Raw genomic sequence first — 18,078 nt, 5'->3', positions numbered from 1 at the left:
ATCCAGTCTTGGGGATTCGGGAGTGGCCGGGCCCGTCAAGGTTACCGCCCGGCTCCCGTCCGCTTCTTTGCCATATACACGACACCATTCCGGCAGGTCAAAACAAAGAAGATCGGAATAAAGTGAGGCAATGCGCACCGAGGACGTTCTGGCCGCGATCGCGACCGGCATGTGGCGCTGGGACAACGAGTCCGGAACGGTCACCCTCGACGCCGAGGCCGCCCGGCTGCTCGAGCTGCCCGACGAGCCCGCCACTTACCCGACGTCCGCCGTGCGCTCGCGCTTCCACCCCGTCGACTGGAGCGAGATCAACGGCGTCATCACGCTCGCACTCGCCGAAGGCACCCTCGCGGAGGCCCGGCTTCGGGTCGTGGACGAGGGCGGCCGCGTGCTGCGCACCGTCCGCAGCCGCTGCAAACCCGTCCTCGACGGTGAGACCCTCTCGCTGATCGGCACCTTCCAGGAGATCAGGGAACCGCAACCGAGCGCGAGCGCGGCCCAGGCACCCGTCACCGGCGACTGGCGGCGTTCCCGCGAGGCATTCCTGCTGGACGCCGGGCGGGCGCTCGCCGAGGCCCGCTCCACCTCCGAGGTGCTGCGCGTGGCCGCGTCCCTGTCCATGCCCGGGTTCTCCCCGGACGGCCTCGCCGTCTTCGGCGTGGCGGGTGAACGGCTGACGATCATCGGCCACCACGGGCACAACGTGGGAGACGATTCCCCCTTCTCCCAGATGACGCTGGACACCGAGTACCCGGCCGCCGACGTGGTCCGTACCGGCCAGGCGATCTATCTGCCCACGCCGGACGAGTACCGCCGCCGCTACCCCGTCGCCTGGCCGCTCGCCCAGCGCTTCGGCCGCCAGTCCTGGGCCTTTCTGCCGCTGATCGTCGCCGGGCGCACCATCGGCGCCTGGATGGCGGCCTTCCGGCACCCCGTCGCCTTCTCCGCCGACGAGCGCTCCGTACTCACCACCGTCGCCAGGATGCTCGCCCAGGCCCTGGCCCGCGCGGGTGTCGCCGAGTCCGAACGGGAGCTCTCGCTCGGCCTGCAGCGCGCCATGATGCCGACGACCGGCCCGGAGATCGCCGGCATGGCGCTGGCGGCACGGTATGTACCGACCGGCGGCGGGCTCCAGGTCGGTGGCGACTGGTACGACGTGATCCCGCTGCCGTCCGGGCACTTCGCCCTGGTCATCGGCGATGTCCAGGGCCACGACGTACGCGCCGCCGGGCTCATGGGCCAGTTGCGCGTCGCGCTGCGCGCCTACGCGTCCGAAGGCCACCGGCCCGACGCCGTTCTCTCCCGCGCCTCCCGCTTCCTGCACGGCATCACGGACGCCCACGCATCCGACGACGACCGAACCGGCTCCCGTTTCGCGACCTGTCTGTACCTGGAGGTCGACCCGGTCACCGGCCTCGTCGAGACGGCCCGCGCCGGACACCCCGAACCGGCCGTCATCACCGCCGACGGCACCGTCCTGATACGCCCCACCGAGGGTGGACTGCCGCTCGGCATCGACCGGGACACCGACTATCCGACGACCCGGCTGGTGCTCGAGCCCGGCGAGACGCTGATGGTCTGCACGGACGGCCTTCTCGAGACCGGCGGGCACGACCTCGACACCGGCTGGGCAAGGGTCCGCGGTGTCCTCCACGAGAACGCCGGGCATCCCCTGGAGGAGCTCGCCGACACTCTCGTCCAGGCCGTGCACGGGCCGACCTCGCACCACACGACCGGGCCGCTGGTGGACCGGCGCGAGGACGACATCGCGCTGCTGCTGCTCACCCGCCATGGCACACCGTCGCCGAGGGCCCCGCGGCGCACCGCGATGAGCGTCGCCCAGGCCCAGCCGGAACGGATCTCCGGCGCCCGCCGGCAGTTGCGGGAGCTGCTGCACGACTGGTCGGACGAGGAGCAGATCGACGCCGCGGTGCTGATGGTCTCCGAGATGCTCACCAATGTGCTCGTCCACACCGACGGCAATGCCCTGCTGGTCGCAGAGGTGACCTCATCGGATCACACGCGGCGGCTGCGCGTGGAGGTCGCCGACGCGAGCGACGATCTGCCGCACCGGCGCCGGCCCGGCGAGATGGCGTCGTCGGGGCGCGGGCTGCTGCTGATGGAGATGCTCGCGGACGCGTGGGGCGTGGATCCGCGGGGTGAGGGCAAGTCGATCTGGTTCGAGCTCTACGAGCCCTTCACGCCGGAGGGGACGGGGCCGGACGGGCCCGCGTCCCCGGAGCCGTAGCGGGCCCGCAGCTCACCCAGCACACCGAACGCGGCCGCCGTGACCGGCACCGCCAGCAGCATCCCGAGAATCCCGGCCACCGATGCTCCCGCGGTGATCGCCAGCATCACCACGGCGGGGTGCATCTGGACCGTACGGCTCTGGATCATCGGCTGCAGTACGTGTCCCTCCAGCACCTGCACGGCCAGCACCACCCCCAGCGCCCACAGCGCGATCACCCAGCCGCGCTCGGCGAGGGCGACCAGGATCGCGACCGCGCCGGACAGGAACGCACCGAGATACGGGATGTAGGCGCCGACGAAGACCAGAGCACCGAGCCCCACCGCACCGGGCACCCGAAGGATCAGCAGCCCGACGGTGATGCACACGGCGTCGATGAGCGCGATGAACGTCGTCCCGCGCATGAAGCCCTCGACCGCCTCGAAGGCCCGGCGCCCCATGGCCTCCAGGGCGTCCCCGGTGCTGCGCGGGGCGAGCGAGCGCAGCGCGCCGGAGGCCCGGTGCGAGTCCCGCAGGAAGAAGAAGATCAACAGCAGCGCCAGGACGGCGGAGGCGATCATCTGCCCCACCACGCTCAGCCCGGTGAGCACGCCGCTGGCGGCGGTGGCGCCGAACTTCTCCAGCAGGTTCTTCGAGTTGGCGGCGAGATCGTCCAGCGAGCTTCCGGCGGCGCCGAAGTGTTCACCGATCCCCTGGGCAGCCTGCCGCAGCGCGGTGACGATCTCGTCGCCGCTCTCGATCAGCGCGGCGACGACGATGTACGTCGCCCCGCCGACGACCGCGAGTACGGCGACACAGGTCAGCCCCGCGGCCAGGGAGCGATTGACCTTCATCCTCACCAGCCGCCGGTACAACGGCCCGAGGAGCGCGGTCCCGAGAATCGCGAGCAGCACGGGTGTCACGACCGACTCGAACCTGACGACCAGCCAGACCCCGACCGTGATCACCCCGGCGACGAGCAGCGCGAGGGCGCACCATGCGCCCACGCGCCGCGCGGGCTCGGGCAGGAGGGGCTTGGAGGACTCCACGCCCCTACGTGACCACGCCGTACCCGCCGTGTCCCGCCCAGAGCCGCACTCGGGTGACGGTCCGTCAGAAGCGGGGGGCGGTGTGCCCTCAGGCCCGGGTGACCGGGACGGTCCCGAGCCGCCCCGCCTGGAAGTCCTCGAAGGCCTGCTTCAGCTCGGCGTGGCTGTTCATCACGAACGGGCCGTAGTGGGCCATCGGCTCCCGGATCGGCAGTCCACCCAGCAGGACGACCTCCAGATCACCGGTGTGCGAACCGTTCTGGGCGCTGTCCGCCCACACCGTCAGCGCGCCGCCGCCGCCGAACACCGCGGTCTGGCCCATGTGGACGGGCCGCCGCTCGTCGCCGACCGCGCCGCGGCCGGCGAGCACGTACGCCAGACCGTTGAAGTCCTCACGCCAGGGCAGGGAGATCTGCGCCCCCGGACGGAGCGTCGCGTGGATCATCGTGATCGGGGTGTGGGTGACGCCGGGGCCCTGGTGCCCCTCGAGCTCACCGGCGATGACGCGCAGCAGCGCACCGCCGTCCGGCGAGGTCAGCAGCTGGACCTGGCCGCCGCGGATGTCCTGGTAACGGGGGTCCATCATCTTGTCGCTCGCGGGCAGGTTCACCCACAGCTGGAGTCCGTGGAAGAGCCCGCCCGAGACGACGAGCTCCTCCGGTGGCGCCTCGATGTGCAGCAGACCGCTGCCTGCGGTCATCCACTGGGTGTCGCCGTTCTGGATGGTTCCGCCGCCGCCGTTGCTGTCCTGATGAACGAACGTTCCGTCGATCAGGTACGTGACGGTCTCGAAGCCGCGGTGCGGGTGCCAGGGCGTCCCCTTCGGCTCACCCGGCGCGTAGTCCACCTCGCCCATCTGGTCCATCATGATGAACGGGTCGAGGTACTGGTAGTTGATCCCCGCGAACGCGCGCCGCACGGGGAATCCCTCCCCCTCGAATCCACTGGGCGCCGTGGTGACGGCAAGCACGGGCCGCTGGACCGCATCGGCGGGCGCGGCGACGCGCGGCAGGGTGAGCGGGTTCTCGACAGTCACTGCAGGCATGACGGGGCCTCCTTGTCCGGCCAGTTTAGTTGAAAACTGAACTTCTGGCCACCGGAACGCAGAAACGCCCGAGAGGTATTCCCCCCGGGCGCACACCCCACAGGCGGCGACGGTCAGGCCGCCTGCGGGCAGTGATGCTCGACCGTCGGTGAAGCAACGGCCTCTAGCCGTACATCCGCCGCATCGCGAAGTCGACCATCTGCTCCACGGCCTTCGCGTCGAACACCATCCGGTGCTCACCCTCCATGTCGAGGACGAAGCCATACCCTGTCGGCAGAAGGTCGATCACCTCGGCGCCGGTGATCACGAAGTACTTGGACTCCTTGCCGGCGTACCGGCGCAGCTCCTTGAGCGTCGTGAACATCGGGATGACCGGCTGTTGTGTGTTGTGCAGCGCCAGGAATCCAGGATTGTCGCCACGCGGGCAGTAGACCTTCGAGGTGGCGAAGATCTGCTGGAAGTCCTCCGCGGACAGCGATCCGGTCGTGAAGGCCCGCACCGCGTCGGCCAGGGACGGCGGCGACGGCTCGGGATACAGCGGCTGCCCCCCGTAGGAGGGCTGCTGGGGCACGTACTGCTGCTGCGCGCCCGGGGTCTGGTCGTAGCCGTACATGTCCGCAAGGGTAACGAGCCCGGCAGCGAGCCGTGTCACAGATCCCCCTACAGGGGTTGCGTCTTATTACCGACGGGTAGCATCATCAGAGCTACTTACTGGTACGTGGATGAGAAATCCGTTTCCGATCCTTACGGAGCCGTCGCCATGGGGCACTACAAGTCGAATCTCCGCGACATCGAGTTCAACCTCTTCGAGGTCCTCGGGCGCGACAAGCTGTACGGCACCGGCCCGTTCGGGGAGATGGACGTCGAGACCGCCAAGTCGATCCTCGAGGAGATAGCCCGCCTCGCCGAGAACGAGCTGGCCGAGTCCTTCGCGGACGCCGACCGCAACCCTCCGGTGTTCGACCCCGCCACCAACACGGCGCCCGTCCCGGAGAGCTTCAAGAAGAGCTACAAGGCCTTCATGGACTCCGAGTACTGGCGTCTGGGCCTGCCGGAGGAGATCGGCGGCACCACCTCGCCGCGCTCTCTCGTGTGGTCCTACGCGGAGCTGCTGCTCGGCTCGAACCCGGCCATCTGGATGTACTCCTCCGGCCCGGCGTTCGCCGGCATCCTCTTCACCGAGGGCAACGAGGCCCAGAAGAAGGTCGCCCAGATCGCGGTCGACAAGCGCTGGGGCTCCACCATGGTCCTCACCGAGCCGGACGCCGGCTCGGACGTCGGCGCCGGCCGCACCAAGGCCGTCCAGCAGGAGGACGGCTCCTGGCACATCGAGGGCGTGAAGCGCTTCATCACCTCCGGTGAGCACGACATGGAGGAGAACATCCTTCACTACGTGCTGGCCCGCCCCGAGGGTGCCGGCCCCGGCACCAAGGGCCTGTCGCTCTTCCTCGTCCCGAAGTTCCACTTCGACTGGGAGACCGGCGAGCTGGGCGAGCGCAACGGCGTGTACGCCACGAACGTCGAGCACAAGATGGGCCTCAAGGCCTCCAACACCTGCGAGATGACGTTCGGCGACCAGCACCCCGCCAAGGGCTGGCTGATCGGCGACAAGCACGACGGCATCCGCCAGATGTTCATGATCATCGAATTCGCCCGGATGATGGTCGGCACGAAGGCCATCGCCACCCTGTCCACCGGCTACCTGAACGCGCTGGAGTACGCCAAGGAGCGTGTCCAGGGCCAGGACCTGGTGAACTTCGCGGACAAGTCCGCGCCCAAGGTCACCATCACGCACCACCCGGACGTCCGCCGCTCCCTGATGACGCAGAAGGCGTACGCCGAGGGCATGCGCGCCCTGGTGCTCTACACCGCGTCCGTCCAGGACGAGATCGCCGTCAAGGAGGCCGCCGGCGAGGACGCCAAGTCCCTCGTCGCGCTGAACGACCTGCTGCTGCCGATCGTGAAGGGCTACGGCTCCGAGAAGTCGTACGAGCAGCTGGCCCAGTCGCTGCAGACCTTCGGCGGCTCCGGCTACCTGCAGGAGTACCCGGTCGAGCAGTACATCCGGGACGCCAAGATCGACACCCTCTACGAGGGCACCACCGCCATCCAGGGCCAGGACTACTTCTTCCGGAAGATCGTCCGTGACCAGGGCCAGGCGCTGAACACCCTCTCCGAGGAGATCAAGAAGTTCCTGGCGGTCGGCACCGGCGGCGAGGAGCTGGCCGGCGCCCGCGACGCGCTCGCCAAGGCGGCGGTCGACCTGGAGGCGATCGTCGGCACGATGACGAACGACCTCATCGCCACCGGCGACGACGTCAAGAACATCTACAAGGTCGGTCTCAACACCACCCGGCTGCTGATGGCCTCCGGTGACGTGGTCGTCGCCTACCTGCTGCTGCGCGGCGCGGCCGTGGCGGCGGAGAAGCTGGAGACCGCCTCCGCCAAGGACGTGTCGTTCTACCAGGGCAAGATCGCGGCCGCGAAGTTCTTCGCCGCCAACGTCCTGCCGGGCGTCTCCGTCGAGCGCGCGCTCGCCGAGACCGTCGACGCCTCCCTGATGGACCTGGACGAGGCTGCTTTCTAGCCACCCTTCCCGTCCGTGAAGCGGCCCGCTCTCCTCCGGAGGGCGGGCCGCCTCTATGATCGGCCGGGCCGAAGGGGGCTACGACATGACTCAGCGAACCGCAACGGGGCGGTCGGCAGTGGCCAGGACCGCCGTCACCACCACGCTCGCGGCAGCGGTGCTGCTCACCGGCTGCGGCGGCCCGGACGGTGACAGTGAGGGCGACGGCCCGGCCACTGCGGGAGCGGCCGCCGGATCCGCCGAGCCCCTCACCGGGAAGCAGGCCCGCTCGGTGCTCCCCGATGCCGCCGCCATGCCCGGCCTCAAGCCCCGTATCGAACCGGCAATCGTCCCCATGGACGACGACGCCGGCCAGGACATCTGCCCCAAGACGCACAAAAAAGGCTGCGACGGCGCCCGGTTCCGCGGTACGGCTGCCTTCACCGACCCCGCCACCGGGACCGAACTCGACTTCTGGCTGATCGCGTACGACGACGAGAGATCCGCCGAGAACGGTTACGACATCCTCTGGGACTGGTTCGGCCGGGGCGTCGGGGTCCAGCCGGACAAGGTGAGCATCGGCGCCGTGGGCCAGGAACGCACGGCCCGGCGCGGTTCCCCCGACGGCCGCAGCGGTCCCGTGACCGTCGCGCAGATCAGGGTCGGCGCCACCCTCCTGTGGCTCAGCACCACGGCCGGCGACACTGCGAAGAGCACCACTGCAAACAACGACACCGCAAAGACCGGCTCCGCGATGAGCAGCACCGCCGCAGGCACCCCCACGACCGTCACCGACGACCGCCTCAAGGCGCTCGCCACGCTGCTCGCCGAGCGCGCGCAGCAGGCGGAGCGAGGCCGGGCGCCCTCGGCGCACTTCGCCGGCTGACCCCGAGCGGCCGGTGGCATCCCGTGGCAGGCCCCGGGGGAGGGCCGACGCGCCGCCGACCACACCCGCCCCGGAACGACAATCAGGCTACGCACCCCCCTCGTTAAGGTGAACTCATGAGCAGCAGCGCACCGACCCGCTTCGACCGCGGCCACACCGACGACCTCATGTCCTTCCTGATGGCGGCCCCCACGCCGTACCACGCGGTGGCCGCCGCCGCCGAGCGGCTGGAGAAGGCAGGGTTCCGGCAGGTCCTGGAGACCGACGCATGGGACGGGACGACCGGCGGGAAGTACGTCACACGCGGCGGGGCGATCATCGCGTGGTTCGTACCGGAGGGCGCGGCCCCGCACACTCCTTTCCGGATCGCCGGTGCGCACACCGACTCCCCCAACCTGCGCGTGAAGCCGCTGCCGGACACCGGGTCGTACGGCTGGCGGCAGATCGCCGTCGAGATCTACGGCGGCACCCTGCTCAACACATGGCTCGACCGTGACCTGGGCCTCGCCGGACGGCTCACCCTGCGGGACGGCAGCCATCTGCTGATCGACATCGACCGCCCGCTGCTGCGCGTACCGCAGCTCGCCGTACACCTCGACCGCTCGGTCAACACCGACGGGCTGAAGCTGGACCGGCAGAAGCACATGCAGCCGATCTGGGGCCTCGGCGACGTCGAGGAGGGCGACCTCATCCGGTTCCTGGAGCAGGAATGCTCGCTCGCCGAGGGCGAGATCACCGGCTGGGACCTGATGCCGCACGCCATCGAGCCGCCGGCCTACCTCGGCCGCGACCGCGAGCTGCTGGCCGGACCCCGGATGGACAACCTGGTGTCCGTGCACGCCGCGACCGCGGCGCTGACGGCCGCCGCCGCCTCGGCCGACCTCCCGTACATCCCCGTGCTCGCCGCCTTCGACCACGAGGAGAACGGCTCCCAGTCCGACACCGGAGCGGAGGGCCCGCTGCTCGGATCGGTTCTGGAACGCTCCGTGTTCGCCCGTGGCGGCAGCCTCGAGGACCGGGCGCGCGCCCTCGCCGGCACGATCTGTCTGTCCTCCGACACCGGCCACGCCGTGCACCCCAACTACGGCGAGCGGCACGACCCCACGCACCACCCGCGCGCCAACGGCGGGCCCATCCTCAAGGTCAACGTCAACCAGCGCTACGCCACCGACGGCAGCGGCCGCGCCGTGTTCGCCGCGGCGTGCGAGCGTGCCGGGGTGCCGTGGCAGACGTTCGTCTCCAACAACGCCATGCCCTGCGGAACGACCATCGGCCCCATCACCGCGGCCCGGCACGGCATCCAGACCGTCGACATCGGTGTGGCGATCCTGTCGATGCACAGCGCACGCGAACTGTGCGGCGCGGACGACCCGTTCCTGCTGGCCAACGCGCTGGCGGCGTTCCTGACGGCCTGAGATCCGCTGTCCCGCACGCCCCTGCCGCCCCGTGGCGCCGGGACCGGACCCCCTTGTGTGCGGCGGGCGTTGCGAAACATCCGCGAAAGGCCCCACCGGGCACGGTGGGGCCCATGGCTCTGCTCGATCACCCCACGGTCACCACGCTCCACCGCGGCCCGTCACGCCGCACCCTTGCCCTGGTTCTCCTCACGGCGGGAACGCTGCTGCTCAGCGGCACGTGGTACCTCGTCCAGCAGTACAACGAGCGCCCGCCGTGGGCCGAGGACATCGCCTACGAGTCCGGCTTCGTCCAGGGCACCCGCATCCGGAAGACCGACCCGACCGGCCGGCAGGTCCAGGACCTGCTGGCCGGCGGGTGCGCGCGGATGGTGTCGGAGGGCCTGGGCGGTGTGAAGGCCACGTACGACCCCGGACTGTGGGTGACCGGCTGCCTGGACGGCGCCGCGGCCCGGCCGCCGGCACGCCAGGGCCTTTTCCACTGACCTCGGGCCGCTAGCCCTCGTCCATCCCGGCGAGAACGAGCGGCAGGCGGGAGGCGCCCTTGGCGGTCACCCGGACCGGAACACCCCAGTCCTGCTGGTGCACATGACAGGCCGGGTACTCGTTCTCGGGGTCGTCGTCGCAGGACGCCGCCATCGCCGAGACATGCAGCACGCCCTCGCCGACGGCCGGGTCGATCTCCAGTTCACGGCTCAGATCGGTGCCCGCGCCGTCGCCGCCGCGCAACAGCTCGGGCGGCGTCGAGGAGACCAGCAGCCGGGTGGAGGGGCCGTAGCGGGTGTCCAGCTTCTGCCCCGCGGGCGCCTGGAAGACCACATCGAGCCGGAACGTGCCCGGGGCGACATCCGTCGCCGCCCGCTGGGTGCGGTGGGCGACTGCCTCGACGCGCACCGCCTCCTCGGGCAGCCGCAGCCGGGTCAGCCGGTGCCGCGCCGACTCCACGACCACGATGTCGTCCCCGACCAGGACGGCCCCGCTGGGCTCCCGCAGGTCGGTGGCGAGCGTGGTCACTTCACCCGTCGACGGGTCGAAGCGGCGCAGCGCGTGGTTGTACGTGTCGCTGACGGCGACCGATCCGTCGGGCAGCGCGGTGACTCCCAACGGATGCTGGAGCAGGGCCTGGTGGGCCTCACCGTCCCGGTGCCCGAAGTCGAACAGCCCGGTCCCGACGGCCGTGTGCACCACGAGGTCACGGTCGATCCAGCGCACCGCCGAGGTCTCCGAGTCGGCGATCCACAGCCGCTCCCCGTCGGCCGCGAGCCCGGAAGGCTGCGCGAACCACGCCTCGGCGGCGGGCCCGTCGACCAGTCCCTCGTTCGTCGTCCCGGCCGCGACCTGCACGGTCCCGTCCTGCGGGTCGTACGTCCACAGCTGATGCACCCCCGCCATCGCGATCCACAGCTTGCCGCCCCACCAGGCCACGTCCCACGGCGACGACAGCGCCACCTCCAGCGCGGGCCCGGACGTCGGCGATCCCTGCCACCACTGCTTCCCGGTCCCGGCCAGCAGCTCGATCGCGCCGGATTCCGGGTCGTACGCCCGGATCGCGTGGTTGACGGTGTCGGCGACGGCGATGCGCCCGTCGGGCAGCAGCGCGAGGCCCTGGGGCTCGTTGAACTCCCCGTCCCCGATCCGCCGCACCACACTCTCCCCGTCGGCCGCGAGCTCCACGAGCTGATGCCGGGTCGAGTCGGAGACAAGGTAGTTCCCGGAGGGCAGCACGAGCGCCTTCCCGGGGAACCGAAGATCGGTGGCGACAGGCTCGGGCGCCACATACGGTCCGTCCCCGCGCCGCAGCGTCCCCTTGGCGGCGTGCTCGGCCTCGAGCTCCTCCACGAGCTTCTCGATGGCGTGTGCATGCCCTTCGCCCGCGTGCTGCGCGACGACGTACCCCTCGGGGTCGATCACGACGAGCGTGGGCCACGCCCGCACGGCGTACTGCTTCCAGGTGGCGAGCTCGGGGTCGTCGAGCACGGGGTGGTGCACCTGGTAGCGCTCGACCGCGTCGACGACGGCCTGGTGGTCGGCCTCGTGCACGAACTTGGGCGAGTGGACCCCGATGATCACGACGGTGTCGCGATGCTTCTCCTCGAGCTCACGGAGCTCGTCCAGGACATGCAGACAATTCACACAGCAGAATGTCCAGAAATCGACAACAACGCACTTGCCTCGCAGGTCGGCGAGAGTGAGCTCTTTGCCACCGGTGTTGAGCCAACCGCCCTTGCCGATCAGCTCGGGGGCACGGACACGGGCACGGCGGGGCACGGGCGCGGGGGTGGGCGCCGAGGCGGCATCGTTCATGCTTCAAGCTTGCCATCCTGGTATGACGCCGGATCACGCACGTACGGCAAGGCCTACGACAGGGGGACGACTGTTGGCTGGGGACGGGAACGAGACGGCTGCCGGTGGGACGACGCTGCCGGTACAGGGGTTCATGGCGCTGCCTGAGCGTCCGGAGGACCGCCGGGAGGCGTTCTCCAGGTGCCTGGCGGACGTCGTCCGGGTCCTCGGGCTCGATGTCGCTCCGGAGCCGGAGCCCGGCGATCGGCGAACCTGGGAGCACCTCGCCCGGGCGGCACTGCGCGACGCCTGCCGCCGAGGACTGAATCTCTCCGAGGAGTCCTTCGACGCGCTGGTCAAGGCCGCCGTCCACGATCCCGATCCGAGCTTCAACCGTCAGTTCGTCGAGCCGACTCTGAACGCGTTCGGGCACAAGCGCGTGCAATCCGCGCTGCTCGGGTACCTGCGGACGGGCACGGACCGTGAGCGGGCGGGCGCCGCGCGGGCCTGGTACTGGTCGGCTCTGCCCCTGCGGATGCCCCTCGTGCGGGCGGAGAACCCCGGTGTCGCCGACCCGGCGGAGCCTGATGACGGCTCGGCCGTGGTGATCGAGTGGCGCGAGGCCGCTCTGCGCGAGTTCGTGAACAACGAGCACCTGGACGTCCGGCGCTGCATTCTTCCCGGACTGTCGCTCCGTAAGTCGGCCTACCCGCCGGAGCTGCACGCCCTGGTGGACACGGCGGTAGCGACAGCCCGGTCCCATCCGGACGAGTACATCCGTCACCGCGTGGAACACCAGGTCGGCGACTGAACCCCGCTACGGGGGCGTTCGCCGTGGTGTTCAGGTGGCGGTGTCGCTACCCGCCGGCTTCGCCCGACGGTCCGGATGCGTTGCCCGTAGCCGGAGCGCCGTCTGTCCATGTGGACCTTGCGGACGGTCGGTCCGCAGCGTTCGGCCCCACGATGCGTCCTCGCAGGTCAGCGAGGGTGTACTGCCTGTCACCGGTGTGCAGTCGGCCGCCCCTGCCGATCGGCTCGGGGGCCGAACGCGTGCACGTGCAGCCGTACCCCCATCCGACCGCCCCGGCGGGGGCACACATTCCGCCATGAGATATCTGGTGCGCGACAAGCTCCTCGCCCTCGGCGACGACTACTGGATCGAGGACGAGCACGGCCGTCACGCCTTCCTCGTCGACGGCAAGGCGCTGCGTCTGCGCGACACCCTGGAGCTCAAGGATCCGTCCGGGTACGTGCTGATCACCCTGCGCCAGAAGCTGCTCGGCCTGCGCGGCGCGATGACGATCGAGCGGGACGGCTCGCCGCTCGCCACCGTCCGCCGCAAGCGGCTGTCACTGCTGCGCAACCACTACCGGGTGACCCTCGCCGAGGGCACCGAGCTCGATGTCAGCGGGAAGATCCTGGACCGGGAGTTCGCCGTCGAGTACGACGGGGAACTGCTCGCGCACATCTCGCGCCGGTGGCTGCGGGTGCGGGAGACGTACGGCGTGGATGTCGTACGGGAGGACGCGGACGCGGCGCTGCTGATCGCGGTCGCGGTGTGCGTGATCCGGATGGCGGAGAAGGAGCGGGCGGAGGAGTGAGCAGGCGGTACCTGCCGCGCCGGGGCGCGGTGGTGTCCAGGGACAGTGCGGACGCTGCGCCGGGACGGATACCTCCGGGTGACGGACTCAGCGCAGGATGTCCGGGGCCGGCAGGCCCAGGCGGCGGTCCTCCAGGGCCGGGAACAGCCGCCGGGCGGTGGCGGGCCTCGACACGTCGAGGTCCACCGTCAGCACCTCTTCGTCCGGACCCGCCTCGGCCAGGATCTCGCCCCATGGGTCGACGACGACGCTGTGGCCTGCCTGTTCGACGCCGGCATGGGTGCCCGCGGTGCCGCAGGCAAGGACGTATGCCTGATTCTCGACGGCGCGGGCGCGGGCCAGCAGGGTCCAGTGCTCGCGTCGGCGGGCGGGCCAGCCGGCCGGGACGACGAAGGCCGTGGCGCCCGCGCCCACCAGACCCCGGAACAGCTCGGGGAAGCGCAGGTCGTAGCAGGTGGCGAGGCCGAGGGTGAGGCCGGGCACCTGTACGGTCACCAGTTCCTCGCCGGCGCCCATCATCACGGCTTCGCCCTTGTCGAAGCCGAAGCGGTGGATCTTGCGGTAGGTGCCCGCCAGTTCGCCGGTGGGGGAGATGACGAGAGCGGTGTTGTAGAGGGTGCCGTCCGGGGCCCGTTCGACGATGGAGCCTGCGTGCAGCCAGACGGCGGCGTCGCTCGCGGCCTTCGCCATCGCTTCGTACGTCGGCCCGCCGGGCTCCTCCGCCTCCTCGGCGAACTGCTGGTAGGCGAACGCTCCGACGGGCCACAGCTCGGGCAGGATCACCAGTTCGACGTCCCGCTGCGCCCGTACCAGTGCCGCCGCGCGCTGCCTTCGTGAATCGACCGATTCGTCCGCGTCTACTGCGATCTGGATGAGTGAGGCGCGCACACTACCACCGTCCTGGCATTCGAGCGGTCAACACAGGCCTACGATCGTCACACGAAAGCACTGCCGGGGTGCCATCTGGCAGCGTACTGTGCACATCCGGGGGCCACCCCCGGACCCCCACAGCGCCCTGGGTGCCCACCCACCGTCCAGTAATGCCCGCGTACGACCGCCGAGGGGTCCCGTGACCGTCCATCCCAGCCTCCAGACCTACGCCGACGCATGGACCCACGCAGTCGAGTCGATAGCCGAGTTGGTACAGCCACTCGTCGAGGGTGAGTGGAATCGTGCCACGCCGTGCCCGGGCTGGTCGGTGCGCGACATCGTGTCGCACGTCATCGGCATGGAGTGCGAGATGCTCGGCGACCCGCGGCCGATCCACACGCTGCCCCGCGATCTTTACCACGTGCAGAGCGAGTTCGCCCGGTACATGGAGATGCAGGTCGATGTGCGCCGGCACCACACCGCGCCCGAGATGACCTCCGAGCTCGAGTACACGATGATCCGCCGGGCCCGCCAGCTGCGCAACGAGAACCGCGCCCCCGACGCCAAGGTGCGCGCTCCGCTCGGAGCCGAGCAGACCCTGGAAGTCGCCATGCGGATGCGGGCGTTCGACACCTGGGTGCACGAGCAGGATCTTCGTGCCGCGCTCGGACAGCCGGGCAACCTCGACTCCCCCGGTGCGTACATCACCCGTGACTGCCTGCTGGAGGCCCTGCCGAAGGTGGTGGCCAAGGACGCGGGCGCGCCCGCGCAGTCGGCCGTCGTCTTCGATGTGCACGGGCCGGTGGAGTTCCTGCGGACCGTACGGGTGGACGCCGACGGACGAGGCACGATCGACGGTGCGCCCTCGCTGGGCCCGCTGGTGACCCTGAGTCTGGACTGGGAGACCTACGTCCGGCTGGCGTGCGGTCGGGTACGGGTCGCCGCGGTGGCGGACCGGATCAAGGTGGACGGTGACCAGGAGGTGGCCGCGGCGATCCTGCGCGAGTTCACGGTGACGCCGTAGGACGGTCGCACGGTCCGGCGCCGGGCCGCCCGGCGCCGTCGGGTCACACCGGGACGTGTACCGCCTCGACGCGGCTCGCCACCAGGCGTTCCCTCTCCCGCCGGGCCGAGCGTGCCCGCAGCCGCAGGATCTGGGCGATCCCGAGCGCCTGGAGCACGAACACGCACGAGAACGCGATCCGGTAGCTGCCGCCGGTGACGTCCAGCAGCACGCCCACAGCGAGCAGCGTGGTCATCGAGGCGACAAAACCACCCATGTTGACGATTCCGGAGGCCGTGCCCTGACGTTCCGGCGGATTGGCCGGACGGGCGAAGTCGAAACCGATCATGGATGCCGGTCCGCAGGCCCCGAGCACCGTGCAGAGCGTGATGAGCAGCCACATCGGCGCCCGGTCGCCGGGATGGACGAGCGTGGCCGCCCACAGCACCGCCGTCGCCGCGACCGTACCGATCGCGAGCGGGGCGCGGGCGGCGTGGTGGCGGGCGATGACCTGTCCGTACACCAGGCCGACCACCATGTTGGAGGCCACCACCAGCGTCAGCAGCAGGCCCGCGGTCTCCCGCGAGAGCCGCTGCGCCTCGACGAGGAACGGCATTCCCCACAGCAGCAGGAACACCATGCCGGGGAACTGCGTGGTGAAGTGCACCCACATGCCGAGCCGGGTGCCCGGCTCCCGCCAGGACCGGGCGATCTGCCTGCGTACGAACCCGGATGCGGCGTGGTGCGCGGGCGGGGGCTCATGGCCCTCGGGGTGGTCCTTGAGGAACAGCAGGAGCAGGACGAGGACGAGCACACCGGCCGCCGCGCTGCCCGCGAAGGTGGCGGTCCAGCCCATGCCGTGCAGCATCCGCGCGATGACGAGGGTGGAGACCAGGTTTCCCGCCATGCCGAAGAGCGCGGCGACCTGGGCGATGAGCGGCCCGCGGCGGGCGGGGAACCATCGCGAGCCGAGCCGCAGCACGCTGATGAACGTCATCGCGTCGCCGCAGCCGAGCAGGGCACGCGCGGCAAGTGCCGTGCCGTACGAGGGGGAGAGCGCGAAGCCCAGCTGGCCGGCGGTGAACAGCACCACGCCGATGGTGAGGACCTTCTTGGTGCCCAGCCGGTCGACCATCAGGCCGACGGGTATCTGCATTCCCGCGTAGACGAGCAGCTGGAGGATGGAGAAGGTGGACAGGGCGGAGGCGTTGACGTCGAAGCGCTCGGCGGCGTCGAGGCCCGCGACGCCCAGGGACGTACGGAAGATGACGGCGACGAAGTAGACGGCGACGCCGATGCCCCAGACGGCGGCGGCGCGGCGGCCCCCGGGCGGATCGCCGGGCAGGGCGGTCTCCGCGGCTGCCGCGCTCACCGTGCCTCACCCCGGACCAGCACATTGACCCAGCTCAGATGGCGGTGCACACAGGCCGCCGCGCCTTCGGCGTCGCCCGCCTTGAGCCGTTGAAGGATCTCGGCGTGCTCGGTGATGTTCTTGGCGATCCGGTCGGGCTGCGACTGCATGACCGCGACGCCCATCCGCAGCTGGCGGTCGCGCAGTTGGTCGTAGAGCCTGGAGAGGATCTCGTTGCCGGCGTACCGGACGATCTCGGCATGGAAGCAGCGGTCGGTCACGGCGACGGTGGCCAGATCTCCGGCGTCGGCGTGCCGCTTCTGCTCCTCGAGCAGCTCTTCGAGCCGGGTGAGCAGCGCGGCGGGAGCGGGCACGGCCTTGCGTACGGCAAACTCCTCGACCAGCAGGCGGGTTTCGACGACATCCGCGATCTCCTGGGCGGAGACGGCGAGGACGAGGGCGCCCTTCTTGGGGTAGAGCTTGATCAGCCCTTCGACCTCGAGCTTGAGGAGGGCTTCGCGCACGGGGGTACGGGACACGCCCACTGCGTCGGCGAGTTCGCCCTCGGTGAGGAGAGTGCCGCCCTGGTAGCGCCGGTCGAGTACGGCCTGCTTGATGTGCATGTAGACGCGGTCGGCGGCTGGGGGCTGTTTCACGGGCGCGGACTCCATCGCGGCAGGCATGCGCACAGCTTAGATACAACACAGGTGCAACAGAAGTTCCGTCCGAATCGCGAAACGCGTACATCCCTCCGGCCGTCTCATGAGTCTCTTCAGGAGCGGCACCCTCATGTGTCCGCACAACAGGGGCAATTCAGGACTTTCGGCTTATCGGAGCATTCAACTTGAAAACAGGCATCAAGGGCATGCGTCGCGCTGCCGTCGTGACCTTCACCGTGGGCTCGGTCCTCGCGGGCGGCGCGTTCGCCGGCCAGGCACAGGCCGTCACGCTGCCGACCCCCACGATCGTCGCCAAGGGCGGCTACGTGATGAACAACGGCACCGGGACGACCCTGTTCACCAAGGCCGCCGACACCCGCCGCTCCACCGGGTCGACCACCAAGATCATGACCGCGAAGGTCGTGCTGGCGCAGCCGAATCTCAACCTGGACACCAAGGTCACGATCCAGATGGCCTACAGCGACTACATCGTCTCCAAGGGTGCCTCGTCTGCCCGGCTGAGGGTCGGCGACAAGGTCACCGTCCGCCAGCTGCTGTACGGCCTGATGCTGCCGTCCGGCTGCGACGCCGCGTACGCGCTCGCCGACAAGTTCGGCTCCGGCACGACGCGCGCGGCGCGCGTGAAGTCGTTCATCGGCAAGATGAACAAGGCCGCGTCGGATCTCGGTCTGCGCAACACGCACTTCGACTCGTTCGACGGAATAGGGAACGGCGCGAACTACTCGACGCCGCGCGACCTGACGAAGATCGCCAGCAGCGCGATGAAGAACTCCACGTTCCGCACCATCGTGAAGACGAAGGCGTACACGGCCAAGACCGTCACGAAGACCGGCAGCACCCGCACCATGGAGCGGTGGGACAACACGAACACGCTGCTCGGCACCTACAGCGGCGCCATCGGCGTGAAGACCGGCTCCGGCCCTGAGGCCAAGTACTGCCTCGTCTTCGCCGCGACCCGGAACAACAAGACGGTCATCGGCACCGTCCTCGCCTCCTCGTCGGCGACCCAGCGCGCCACGGACGCGAAGAAGCTGATGGACTACGGCTTCAAGAAGTAGTCCTCCAGGAGATACCGCCCGTCCCGGGTGCCACCCCGGCCCCG

At 70.1% G+C, this 18,078-nt stretch carries 16 protein-coding genes; 9 read left to right on the top strand and 7 right to left on the bottom strand.

Features of this window, described 5'->3' with window-relative positions:
* Nucleotides 1-130: 130 nt before the first annotated feature.
* Nucleotides 131-2,248, top strand: a complete 2,118-nt coding sequence (locus ABZ208_RS07435) for a SpoIIE family protein phosphatase (protein ID WP_356908587.1) — start codon at nt 131-133, stop codon at nt 2,246-2,248.
* Here the strand turns inward: ABZ208_RS07435 and ABZ208_RS07430 are convergent.
* The 3 genes from ABZ208_RS07430 to ABZ208_RS07420 all read right to left on the bottom strand — a co-directional run bounded on the left by ABZ208_RS07430 (nt 2,188) and on the right by ABZ208_RS07420 (nt 4,934).
* Entirely contained in the window at nt 2,188-3,276 is a 1,089-nt protein-coding gene (locus ABZ208_RS07430) for an AI-2E family transporter (RefSeq protein WP_356908586.1), read from the bottom strand. The two genes, ABZ208_RS07435 and ABZ208_RS07430, sit on opposite strands and share 61 nt — an antisense overlap.
* Before the next feature lie 88 nt (nt 3,277-3,364).
* Nucleotides 3,365-4,321, bottom strand: a complete 957-nt coding sequence (locus ABZ208_RS07425; protein WP_356908585.1) for a pirin family protein — start codon at nt 4,319-4,321, stop codon at nt 3,365-3,367.
* Between the two features lie 163 nt (nt 4,322-4,484).
* Complete coding sequence (locus ABZ208_RS07420) at nt 4,485-4,934, bottom strand: SseB family protein (RefSeq protein ID WP_356908584.1); 450 nt, start codon at nt 4,932-4,934, stop codon at nt 4,485-4,487.
* A 147-nt stretch (nt 4,935-5,081) separates the two neighbouring features.
* Between ABZ208_RS07420 and ABZ208_RS07415 the strand changes: the two genes are divergently transcribed.
* From ABZ208_RS07415 to ABZ208_RS07400, 4 genes are all read left to right on the top strand, one after another.
* On the top strand, nt 5,082-6,908 hold the full coding sequence (locus ABZ208_RS07415; protein WP_356908685.1) for an acyl-CoA dehydrogenase: 1,827 nt from the start codon (nt 5,082-5,084) through the stop codon (nt 6,906-6,908).
* An 85-nt stretch (nt 6,909-6,993) separates the two neighbouring features.
* The gene (locus ABZ208_RS07410; protein ID WP_356908583.1) at nt 6,994-7,773 is read left to right on the top strand and encodes a hypothetical protein; all 780 of its coding nucleotides are present in this window, start codon (nt 6,994-6,996) and stop codon (nt 7,771-7,773) included.
* A gap of 116 nt (nt 7,774-7,889) precedes the next feature.
* Complete coding sequence (locus tag ABZ208_RS07405; protein WP_356908582.1) at nt 7,890-9,188, top strand: M18 family aminopeptidase; 1,299 nt, start codon at nt 7,890-7,892, stop codon at nt 9,186-9,188.
* A 113-nt stretch (nt 9,189-9,301) separates the two neighbouring features.
* Nucleotides 9,302-9,673, top strand: a complete 372-nt coding sequence (locus ABZ208_RS07400) for a hypothetical protein (RefSeq protein WP_356908581.1) — start codon at nt 9,302-9,304, stop codon at nt 9,671-9,673.
* Nucleotides 9,674-9,683: 10 nt separating this feature from the next.
* Here ABZ208_RS07400 and ABZ208_RS07395 read toward each other — a convergent pair whose 3' ends face one another.
* Entirely contained in the window at nt 9,684-11,492 is a 1,809-nt protein-coding gene (locus ABZ208_RS07395; protein WP_356908580.1) for an NHL domain-containing thioredoxin family protein, read from the bottom strand.
* Between the two features lie 73 nt (nt 11,493-11,565).
* Between ABZ208_RS07395 and ABZ208_RS07390 the strand changes: the two genes are divergently transcribed.
* Together ABZ208_RS07390 and ABZ208_RS07385 are read left to right on the top strand one after the other, a co-directional pair.
* Nucleotides 11,566-12,282, top strand: a complete 717-nt coding sequence (locus ABZ208_RS07390) for a hypothetical protein (protein WP_356908579.1) — start codon at nt 11,566-11,568, stop codon at nt 12,280-12,282.
* A gap of 295 nt (nt 12,283-12,577) precedes the next feature.
* Entirely contained in the window at nt 12,578-13,072 is a 495-nt protein-coding gene (locus ABZ208_RS07385; RefSeq protein WP_356908578.1) for an LURP-one-related family protein, read from the top strand.
* A gap of 87 nt (nt 13,073-13,159) precedes the next feature.
* On the opposite strand, the gene ABZ208_RS07380 is transcribed toward ABZ208_RS07385, so the two are convergent.
* On the bottom strand, nt 13,160-13,960 hold the full coding sequence (locus ABZ208_RS07380) for a carbon-nitrogen family hydrolase (RefSeq protein WP_356908577.1): 801 nt from the start codon (nt 13,958-13,960) through the stop codon (nt 13,160-13,162).
* Nucleotides 13,961-14,141: 181 nt separating this feature from the next.
* Between ABZ208_RS07380 and ABZ208_RS07375 the strand changes: the two genes are divergently transcribed.
* A complete protein-coding gene (locus ABZ208_RS07375) occupies nt 14,142-14,966 on the top strand; it encodes a maleylpyruvate isomerase family mycothiol-dependent enzyme (protein WP_356908576.1) in 825 nt (274 codons plus the stop codon).
* A gap of 43 nt (nt 14,967-15,009) precedes the next feature.
* Here the strand turns inward: ABZ208_RS07375 and ABZ208_RS07370 are convergent, their stop codons facing one another.
* Together ABZ208_RS07370 and ABZ208_RS07365 are read right to left on the bottom strand one after the other, a co-directional pair.
* Complete coding sequence (locus ABZ208_RS07370) at nt 15,010-16,317, bottom strand: MFS transporter (RefSeq protein ID WP_356908575.1); 1,308 nt, start codon at nt 16,315-16,317, stop codon at nt 15,010-15,012.
* Nucleotides 16,314-16,967 (bottom strand): GntR family transcriptional regulator, encoded by a 654-nt coding sequence (locus ABZ208_RS07365; protein ID WP_356908684.1) that lies wholly within the window; start codon nt 16,965-16,967, stop codon nt 16,314-16,316. Before ABZ208_RS07365 ends, ABZ208_RS07370 begins: the two co-directional genes overlap by 4 nt.
* Nucleotides 16,968-17,140: 173 nt before the next feature.
* On the opposite strand from ABZ208_RS07365, the gene ABZ208_RS07360 reads away from it, so the two are divergent.
* Nucleotides 17,141-18,034, top strand: a complete 894-nt coding sequence (locus ABZ208_RS07360; RefSeq protein WP_356908574.1) for a D-alanyl-D-alanine carboxypeptidase — start codon at nt 17,141-17,143, stop codon at nt 18,032-18,034.
* The last annotated feature ends 44 nt before the right edge of the window (nt 18,035-18,078 follow it).

This window comes from Streptomyces sp. NPDC006208 (assembly GCF_040613775.1).
Taxonomy (GTDB): domain Bacteria; phylum Actinomycetota; class Actinomycetes; order Streptomycetales; family Streptomycetaceae; genus Streptomyces.
Note: the sequence above shows the minus strand (reverse complement) of the source record. Positions and strands in the feature narration are given on the sequence as shown.

Coding starts and splice junctions, on each gene's coding strand:
- ABZ208_RS07410 (WP_356908583.1), top strand. CDS start 6,994: ATGACTCAGCGAACCGCAACGGGGCGGTCGGCAGTGGCCAGGACCGCC.
- ABZ208_RS07405 (WP_356908582.1), top strand. CDS start 7,890: ATGAGCAGCAGCGCACCGACCCGCTTCGACCGCGGCCACACCGACGAC.
- ABZ208_RS07420 (WP_356908584.1), bottom strand. CDS start 4,934: ATGTACGGCTACGACCAGACCCCGGGCGCGCAGCAGCAGTACGTGCCC.
- ABZ208_RS07435 (WP_356908587.1), top strand. CDS start 131: ATGCGCACCGAGGACGTTCTGGCCGCGATCGCGACCGGCATGTGGCGC.
- ABZ208_RS07425 (WP_356908585.1), bottom strand. CDS start 4,321: ATGCCTGCAGTGACTGTCGAGAACCCGCTCACCCTGCCGCGCGTCGCC.
- ABZ208_RS07415 (WP_356908685.1), top strand. CDS start 5,082: ATGGGGCACTACAAGTCGAATCTCCGCGACATCGAGTTCAACCTCTTC.
- ABZ208_RS07385 (WP_356908578.1), top strand. CDS start 12,578: ATGAGATATCTGGTGCGCGACAAGCTCCTCGCCCTCGGCGACGACTAC.
- ABZ208_RS07400 (WP_356908581.1), top strand. CDS start 9,302: ATGGCTCTGCTCGATCACCCCACGGTCACCACGCTCCACCGCGGCCCG.
- ABZ208_RS07395 (WP_356908580.1), bottom strand. CDS start 11,492: ATGAACGATGCCGCCTCGGCGCCCACCCCCGCGCCCGTGCCCCGCCGT.
- ABZ208_RS07365 (WP_356908684.1), bottom strand. CDS start 16,967: ATGGAGTCCGCGCCCGTGAAACAGCCCCCAGCCGCCGACCGCGTCTAC.